Below are 7245 nucleotides of genomic sequence, written 5' to 3' on the forward strand. Positions count from 1 at the left end.
GGTAAGCGGACGATATCCTGCCGGAGTTGTAGTTCATTGATGAGGTAAGCATCCAGTGAAGGAATCATGATGCCGGTGCAACTCACGGTAATAATATAATCGATGTCGGTACCTTTCAGCCCTGCTTTATTCAGTGCCTCCTGCAAACAGGTACGCCCCAGCACAATGGCTTCGCGCATGTAAATATTATTCTTCTCTTCAAAAGTTGTTTTGGTAAACACTTCTTCCGGCCCCATAATCGAATAGCGATTATCGACGCCGGCATTTTCGAAGATCTTCTTTACTTTTCTGATGAACCGGTCTTCCTGTCCATATAACCAGGTGTCTAAAAAAGGTAATATTTCAGGAGTAGATCTTGTATAGGGAGGGATAGCTTTCGCGACAGTTTGAATTTTAACGCTCATAAATTATTAATTATCCATTGATAGCGGAAAGCCCATTTCCATTGCAGCGAATAGGCGCCGATATTAAGTTCTGCTGATAAGTGATGTAATTCTTTTTTCTTAAATCCCCGGAGAATAGATACCTGTCCGTCTGCCCTTACCATGCGGTTTAAATTAAACACCAGGCAGACCAGCTGAAACAAACGATACGCCAATGCGCTCCGGTGAAGATCGTTGATCACGATACCGATCTTCGCCTGCTGACGGAAAGCTGTCATCAGGAAACGGATTTCTTCTTCTTTAAAATGGTGTAAGGTAAGCGTACATAAAATAATATCATAGTGCTGTTCCCGGAAAGCCGGCTCCATAATGTTCTGGCAATGATACTGAATATCCGGATATGCCTGCGACAATTCCCGTGCATGCGTGACCGTAGTCTGATTGGCATCTACGCCAACGAGTTGAAAATGCCGTTGTAATTTTTTGCCGAATGCAGATAATTGTCTTAGCATATCGCCGTTGCCGCAACCTACGTCGAGGATGGTAATCGTTTGTCCGGCAGGAATATCTTTTATCAGGGCAGTCACTCCTTTGAGTGTAATCCGGTTGCCTCCCAGCAGCCGGTTGATTTGTGCTATTTTATGTAATGTTTCTTTTAACAGTGTTCCATCCATGTTAAAGTCATCCATAATTTCGGGCGCCTGACTTCTTTGCCGGGTATTTATACGCATTCCAGTGCTGCTTTTAGAGGTTTACCATGGGTGCGTTTAATAATACCGGGCAACAGGCCGGGGAATAAAATGAGCCCTTTCATCATGGTAGCAGATAATTTTTCATTCCGGAACAATCGCGATAAAACGCGGCCGGTGCGCATACGGCTGCTGAACATTTTATTCCAGGCTTTCGTATACTCCTGTTCCAATACGTTCCTGTTTTTTACGGTGGCTGCAAAATACTGCAACACCTTTTCCGACGCGATTTGCGCGCTTTGTATGGCCATGGCCATACCATTGCCGCAGAGCGGGTGAATAAGACCGGCGGTATCACCTGTCATTAAAATATGATGGACCACTTTTTCTTTTTCAGAAAAAGATACCTGGCTAATGGTAAGTGGCTTGTCGAACAACAGCGTGCTGCGTTCGAAGATCTCCTTCAGGTGTTGATTACGATACAATACCTGCTCCTGATGGGTGGCTATATTTTTATGATTTTTGAAGCTCTCATAGCTCACCAGGTAACAGATGTTGAGGATATCGTCTTCTACTTTAGATACGCCGCAATAGCCGCCGTCGAAATTATGAAGACCAACGGTATCCGCCGGAAAATCGCCCCTGTAGTGTGCTTTCACGGCCAGCCAGGGTGATTTCTCATTCATAAAATTACGGGCCAGTTTAGTATCCAGTGCCGCTCTTTTTCCGTAGGCGCCCAATACCACCGGTGCAGAAAATACACCGTTTTCATTGGTGTCTATAAAAAAACGATCGTTTTCAAATACCACGTTGGTCACGGTATCCTGGATCAATGCTACACCATTCTTCAGCATTTGCTGCATCAGGAACTGATCGAAGGCATACCGGCTCACGCCGAAGCCTCCCAGTGGGAGCCGCGTTTCCAGTGTTTTACCGTAATGATCTGAAATAATAAGCCGGTCTATCCGGGAAGGATTCAATGCTTCGGGATCAGCCCCGAGCGATTGCAGATAAGGTAACACTTCATTGGATACATACTCCCCGCACACTTTATGTGAAGGATAAGTATTTTTTTCAATAACAGTTACCTGTAAACCAGCTTTCGATAAATGAATAGCGCTGGTCAGGCCGGAAAGGCCGCCTCCGATAATAATGACATCTCTTGAACCCATACCCCTATGGTTAAAACAATAACAAGCTCCGACACAACAATCGTTGCTGTTCCCAATATAACGAAATTATAGCTGATAACGGCAGCGAAAAAAAGGATTTATAGTCTGTACTACCGGTACCGGCTATACGAAAAACGAAAAATGGATATTCCTTATTCACTTCTTTAACATTCAATAATTATATAATTTAAAAAACGCGCATACGGCTGTTTACCAAACCACTATAAAACTTAACATTGCCAATATTATATAATTGTTAATTTTGATTTTAATTGTTTTTGTAAATAAATTATTTATCCATGACCGATTCCAGGAAACCGACCGGCAAGCATCTGAAAAAGGATGCTGGTTTAAAAGTAGCCGAAATACTCACTGCCGCTTTGGGGGATTTAAAAGAGACTTTAGGGGAAAAGAAGTTTTTGCGTAACATTAAAAAAGCCAGCAAGGCCATGATCGCAGGTTTATCAGATAAAAAGGCACCTGCCAAGCCGAAAAAGAAAGCTGCTGCGAAAAAAAACGTAGCCAAAAAAGCAACTGCTCCGAAAGCCGATAATCTGAAAGCGCCTAAGCCTCCTAAGAAAGATGCGCTAAAATCTGCCGCTAAAAAATCTGCTCCCAAAAAAGCAGCCGCTAAAAAAGCCTAAGCCCTCCATAGCCGGATCATCTTACCTGTAGTGTCTTTATTGTGCCGCCCTGTCAGGGGCAAGGGATCGTTATGCCCCTCATCAAGTGGTGCAGTAAAGATACTTTACTGGTGCGGTGGACGCACCTGTGCATACATATTGATATCATAAGCTTTGTTGTCCCAAAGCATCCATTGTTGCAATAATCCTTCGGCATGGAAGCCCGTTTTTATCAATACTTTCTCCGAAGCTATATTGCCCGGCAACACCTCCGCTTCAATTCTCTTCAGCTCCAAAGTAGTAAAACCATATTCCAGCACTGCCGCTATGGCTTCAGCCATATATCCTTTGCCCCAGTATTCCTGCACCAGCGCAAACACCAATACCCCTTTATGCCCCGGAACAATACTGTTGAAACCAATCATACCAATCAGCTCCTCCCTGCCCTGTAAAGCAATCCCCCAACGGATTCCCTGTTTATCCAGGAAACGTTGCTTCAAAAAATCAATTACTTTTCTTACATCCCCCACTTCCTTCAGCGGCACCACATGATAATAGGCGGTTACCCGTTTATCCGTTAAGAGATAAAAAAGATCCGGTTGATGCGCATGTTGTATTTCAATAAGGTGCAGTCGGGGCGTTTGCAGTACGGGGAATTGATCCGGCAGAGCTTTCATGTTTAGGTTGGTCGTTTTTAAAAACTAAATATAGGATAAAAACCATTGTACCACACATCCAAAATGTGACAACTCCTTCACAAAAAAAAGTATCTTGTTTTCAAATTTATTCCACGACATGCGATTAGTCACTCAGCGTCCGGCAGCCACACTGCTGGCAGTACTTATTATGGGCGGGACCGCCGTCCACGCCCAGCAACACACATTTAATGAAAAGGGAATTTCCCGGCCACTATTGGAAAACTACCTGGACCATGCCGTCACCATGACCGAATTCCTCGCCGTAGATCCGTATGCGTTAGATGCCCCCTATCCCAACAAAGAAGATGATATCCGGCTGATTCATCACCTGGGAGCGAAATTTATCGGCAGGGCTATTTATCGCTGGGGAAGCGAAGCAGTACTCGCCAACAAAGACTACCTCAACAACGCGAAACGGCTGGTGCAGGAAGTACAGAAAACCGATCCGGAAGTGATTTTCCAGGCCGCCCTGTTTGAACAGATCACGCCACAGGTCAACACCATTCCCATACCCGACTGGGCTTTTAAGGCATTGAGACTTCCGGCGGAAGACCGGCATTTCCGTTACGACGACATGCTCAATCTCAAAGGGAAACTGGTGGACCACTGGAGCAAAGGCAATAGTGTACCCGATATCACCAGGACAGAAACACAGCTATGGTTTATGTTCCTGGCAGGCACCTATATGGAAGTAGGCTGCGAAGCGCTTCACCTGGGGCAGATCGCGCTAATAGGCATGGAAGATCCTGCATTGACTACCTGGGCCGCCTTCCTGGAGAAATTGCGTGCCTACGCCAAAGACCATACCCGCCATCATTGGGTATTGCTGGATGCACATACACCTTCCGGTGGCATGGTGGTAAACGGGAAAAGTTTGCTTGACTTCAACTCGTTTCCCCTGCGCATCAAATCAGTACCGGAACACCCGCAACAGGGTATTTTGCAAATGGGGTTTACCGATGCCCTTTTCGGGAGAAGCAAAGGCGGTATTGCACCCAGTGGCTGGAAAGCGGCCTCCATGCCTTATCTTGTGGAGTTGGATAATTTTGGCGTAAGTAACCATCCCGGTGTACCCGATACCACCACCATCTACCCCTGGGGTTATGATGAGATCAGCTGGTTTTATCAGCAACCGGAACAATACCGCAACGACTGGCTGCGATATGCCCATGCCTGGGTAGCTGCTCATGACAGCAATGGCCATTTACAAATGCCGGTAACACGCATTGTTACTTTAGGCAGGAAGCAACCCCGGCTCAAGTTCCGGGCAAATACCCGCTCTGCGAATTGTCCCGATGGAATGAATACAGAAGAAACGATTAAAGAAATCTGGCAGACCGCCGATGCAAAGAAATAGACGAAAAAGTCAAGGGTGACCGCAGTGGTCACCCTTGACTTTTTATAGTTGTGAAACTGATTATTTCTTTCTTGTAAATTTGGCCACCTGTGTGCCGGACACCTGCACGCCTGGTACTGCCATCTGGCTAAGGTCTATAGTCATGGTCAGATTATCGCCATCTACCAGTACTGTGGCATCTGCACCTTGCGTAGGCGTTACACCGGTTCCGGTCGGATCTCCTATAAATCCTTCATCCATATGAATCTTATTCCCGCCTGTTGATTTATAGGGCGACACGCCATCATAAGACGGCATTATCTCCATGATGGGATAGGGTATCTCTGTAGTCGGTATGCCAGGTGCACTCACCGTGACTTTCATCGTGCCACTAATCGTGTAGGACAGTCCCGTGATGGTAATATTTTTACCATCAAAAACAAACACCCCTTCGTTATCCGAAGTGGTATATTCACTAATTGATTTCATGGTGGCTACACCTTCTTTCTGGGAGGTAGTGCTCTTCACCGTTACGCCCACAAAATTCCAGGTACCTTCTATTTTAGCAGTGCCTGTGGGTGGTGTTACCGTGGTACTAGTATCTTGTGGATTGGTACCCGGTGGATAAACCGGATTTACATCAGGTCCTGCCATTTCAAGGTTACAGGCAGCAAAGGATAAACTTATAGTTGCTAACAGGAACAGGGATCTAAATGCGAAGCTGGCGTTTGATGTGGTGTTTGAGGATTTTAAGGTGGTGGCGGTGAAGTAAATTATTGTGCGGCCACCGAGGTGGCCGCTTTTATTTAATGAAGTCTATATATTTTTGGAGGCTGTTTTGCCCCATAAAACCATTCTCACCATTCCATTATCGGCAAGTATGAACGGGATGAAGTGAAGCCTACTATCGATGTCGTTAAAAAACTGGCTGATGTCTTGGAGACAACTGTGGGTTACTTACTCGGAGAGTCCGAAGACAGGGAACTTTTAAAAGACCCCTCTATGCTAAAGCGATTGAATGATATTTCTAAATTCCCTGATCAAGATAAAAAATGTATCCTCTACGCTCTCGATGCTATGATTAATAACGTAAAGTTCAAAGCAATTCAATAAAAGTCAACACCCATAAAGTAATAAAACCCGGTCAAAAGCGACCGGGTTTTATTACTCTATAAATTACTTAATAACAAGTAACAGTATCTCCTCTTTCCTTTATAATAGTGCTAATATCTGGTGATAGTTTGTACCCACTAGGTAATCTAATACCCAGCATCTTACCCGTTAGATATTCTATATATCCTTTTTCTCCTTGACTTAAACTAATTATCTTCCCAAGATTTAAACCAATGCGGGATTGCAACTCCTCTGGAATCAAGATCTGAGGATACTTCTTCAAGTAAAAAGAATAATAACTCGGCCAGACCCAAAGACCATCAGTATAAATAATATTAGGTCCAATAAGCTCCCCATCAGTATCATACAGATTCGATATATAACGAACTATTGAAACTCCATTTTCTAAATAATTGCTGATTTCAGGTAACTTTTCATTATTAAGCAAACTATCAGAAAAAAGATCATTTATATCTTTAGAGCATGCGATATGCGGATCATGAACATGCAAAAAACCGACAACATTCATATTCTAAATTAAGGTTTAAATACTTTGAAAATTCCTCCTGGAACTATCGGTTTACCTAATTGAAACCAAGAACCAGGATACCCTACAAACATTGGCCTGGTAGGTGCTACAACCATCGCCTGAGACATCGCAGACAGACGTTGAGCAGCTCCCCCTTCCAATGAGCCAGACCAACAAGACATCAACCTAATACGAGTACCTTGTTGATAACCATCAGCAAGCATTTTTGAATATAATGCTTCAACACTCATCCGTTGTCCATTAAAAATAAACTCCTCTCCATTCTTAGCTCCATGCACTACAACATCGAACCATCCTTTCCTAGATGGCAGATTGGCCATACTTTCCAGAACTATCTGATCATTCCCATAACCTGCTAAAAATTTACCACTAGTAGAAAAAGCTGTACCAGCATAAGCACCTAAACCACTTTGAACCATCGTAGGCATTAATCCCTCCATCAACTCAAAGCTTCCCGACTTCCGCATCCAATCAGCAGCACTTCCATTTCGCCCTGTCATATAGCTGGCAAAAGATTTATCTGCACTCATCATCTTCCCAATGGATTCCCAATCATAATTTTTCCGGGAAGTGGTTATTAAACCATCAAGATATAGGTCCTTGCCCCAAGTCATACCATTCGCGCTACCTCTATCTTCGGGATGTAATTGTGTACTTGTGCTTGTTGTTGTAGATCCTTTA

General features: G+C 44.2%; 9 protein-coding genes and 1 pseudogene. 3 read left to right on the plus strand and 7 right to left on the minus strand.

Going from position 1 to position 7245, the window contains the following annotated elements; all coding sequences use genetic code 11:
* The 3 genes and pseudogenes from VIP81_RS08715 to VIP81_RS08725 form a co-directional block, all read right to left on the minus strand.
* Positions 1 to 404: pseudogene (locus VIP81_RS08715) on the minus strand (type III polyketide synthase); the annotation flags it as partial.
* Positions 401 to 1114, minus strand: coding sequence for a methyltransferase domain-containing protein (locus VIP81_RS08720; protein WP_331958555.1), 714 nt, complete (start codon positions 1112 to 1114; stop codon positions 401 to 403). The gene VIP81_RS08720 and the pseudogene VIP81_RS08715, both read right to left, overlap by 4 nt.
* Positions 1105 to 2244: an NAD(P)/FAD-dependent oxidoreductase gene (locus VIP81_RS08725; RefSeq protein WP_331958558.1), complete on the minus strand. Its 1140-nt coding sequence runs from the start codon at positions 2242 to 2244 to the stop codon at positions 1105 to 1107. Before VIP81_RS08725 ends, VIP81_RS08720 begins: the two co-directional genes overlap by 10 nt.
* A 299-nt stretch (positions 2245 to 2543) precedes the next feature.
* On the opposite strand from VIP81_RS08725, the gene VIP81_RS08730 reads away from it, so the two are divergent.
* Positions 2544 to 2888 carry a hypothetical protein gene (locus VIP81_RS08730; RefSeq protein ID WP_331958561.1) on the plus strand — a complete coding sequence of 115 codons (345 nt, stop codon included), beginning with the start codon at positions 2544 to 2546 and terminating at the stop codon, positions 2886 to 2888.
* Positions 2889 to 2992: 104 nt separating this feature from the next.
* Here VIP81_RS08730 and VIP81_RS08735 read toward each other — a convergent pair whose 3' ends face one another.
* Entirely contained in the window at positions 2993 to 3544 is a 552-nt protein-coding gene (locus VIP81_RS08735) for a GNAT family N-acetyltransferase (RefSeq protein ID WP_331958564.1), read from the minus strand.
* A gap of 118 nt (positions 3545 to 3662) precedes the next feature.
* Here VIP81_RS08735 and VIP81_RS08740 point away from each other — a divergent pair, with 118 nt between their 5' ends.
* The gene (locus VIP81_RS08740) at positions 3663 to 4922 is read left to right on the plus strand and encodes a hypothetical protein (protein ID WP_331958567.1); all 1260 of its coding nucleotides are present in this window, start codon (positions 3663 to 3665) and stop codon (positions 4920 to 4922) included.
* Positions 4923 to 4982: 60 nt separating this feature from the next.
* Here VIP81_RS08740 and VIP81_RS08745 read toward each other — a convergent pair whose 3' ends face one another.
* A complete protein-coding gene (locus tag VIP81_RS08745; RefSeq protein ID WP_331958570.1) occupies positions 4983 to 5555 on the minus strand; it encodes a hypothetical protein in 573 nt (190 codons plus the stop codon).
* 216 nt (positions 5556 to 5771) lie between these two features.
* Between VIP81_RS08745 and VIP81_RS08750 the strand changes: the two genes are divergently transcribed.
* On the plus strand, positions 5772 to 6014 hold the full coding sequence (locus tag VIP81_RS08750; protein WP_331958580.1) for a helix-turn-helix transcriptional regulator: 243 nt from the start codon (positions 5772 to 5774) through the stop codon (positions 6012 to 6014).
* 67 nt (positions 6015 to 6081) lie between these two features.
* Here VIP81_RS08750 and VIP81_RS08755 read toward each other — a convergent pair whose 3' ends face one another.
* Together VIP81_RS08755 and VIP81_RS08760 are read right to left on the minus strand one after the other, a co-directional pair.
* Entirely contained in the window at positions 6082 to 6543 is a 462-nt protein-coding gene (locus tag VIP81_RS08755; protein ID WP_331958574.1) for a hypothetical protein, read from the minus strand.
* Between the two features lie 8 nt (positions 6544 to 6551).
* Positions 6552 to 7245: hypothetical protein (locus VIP81_RS08760; RefSeq protein WP_331958577.1), on the minus strand; the 694-nt coding region annotated here is incomplete at its 5' end.

It is taken from the genome of Chitinophaga sp., assembly GCF_036566945.1.
GTDB lineage: Bacteria > Bacteroidota > Bacteroidia > Chitinophagales > Chitinophagaceae > Chitinophaga.

What these genes read in the sequence shown, in the direction of transcription:
- VIP81_RS08720 (WP_331958555.1), bottom strand. Translation starts at nt 1,114, where the DNA reads ATGCGTATAAATACCCGGCAAAGAAGTCAGGCGCCCGAAATTATGGAT.
- VIP81_RS08725 (WP_331958558.1), bottom strand. Translation starts at nt 2,244, where the DNA reads ATGGGTTCAAGAGATGTCATTATTATCGGAGGCGGCCTTTCCGGCCTG.
- VIP81_RS08730 (WP_331958561.1), top strand. Translation starts at nt 2,544, where the DNA reads ATGACCGATTCCAGGAAACCGACCGGCAAGCATCTGAAAAAGGATGCT.
- VIP81_RS08735 (WP_331958564.1), bottom strand. Translation starts at nt 3,544, where the DNA reads ATGAAAGCTCTGCCGGATCAATTCCCCGTACTGCAAACGCCCCGACTG.
- VIP81_RS08740 (WP_331958567.1), top strand. Translation starts at nt 3,663, where the DNA reads ATGCGATTAGTCACTCAGCGTCCGGCAGCCACACTGCTGGCAGTACTT.
- VIP81_RS08745 (WP_331958570.1), bottom strand. Translation starts at nt 5,555, where the DNA reads ATGGCAGGACCTGATGTAAATCCGGTTTATCCACCGGGTACCAATCCA.
- VIP81_RS08755 (WP_331958574.1), bottom strand. Translation starts at nt 6,543, where the DNA reads ATGAATGTTGTCGGTTTTTTGCATGTTCATGATCCGCATATCGCATGC.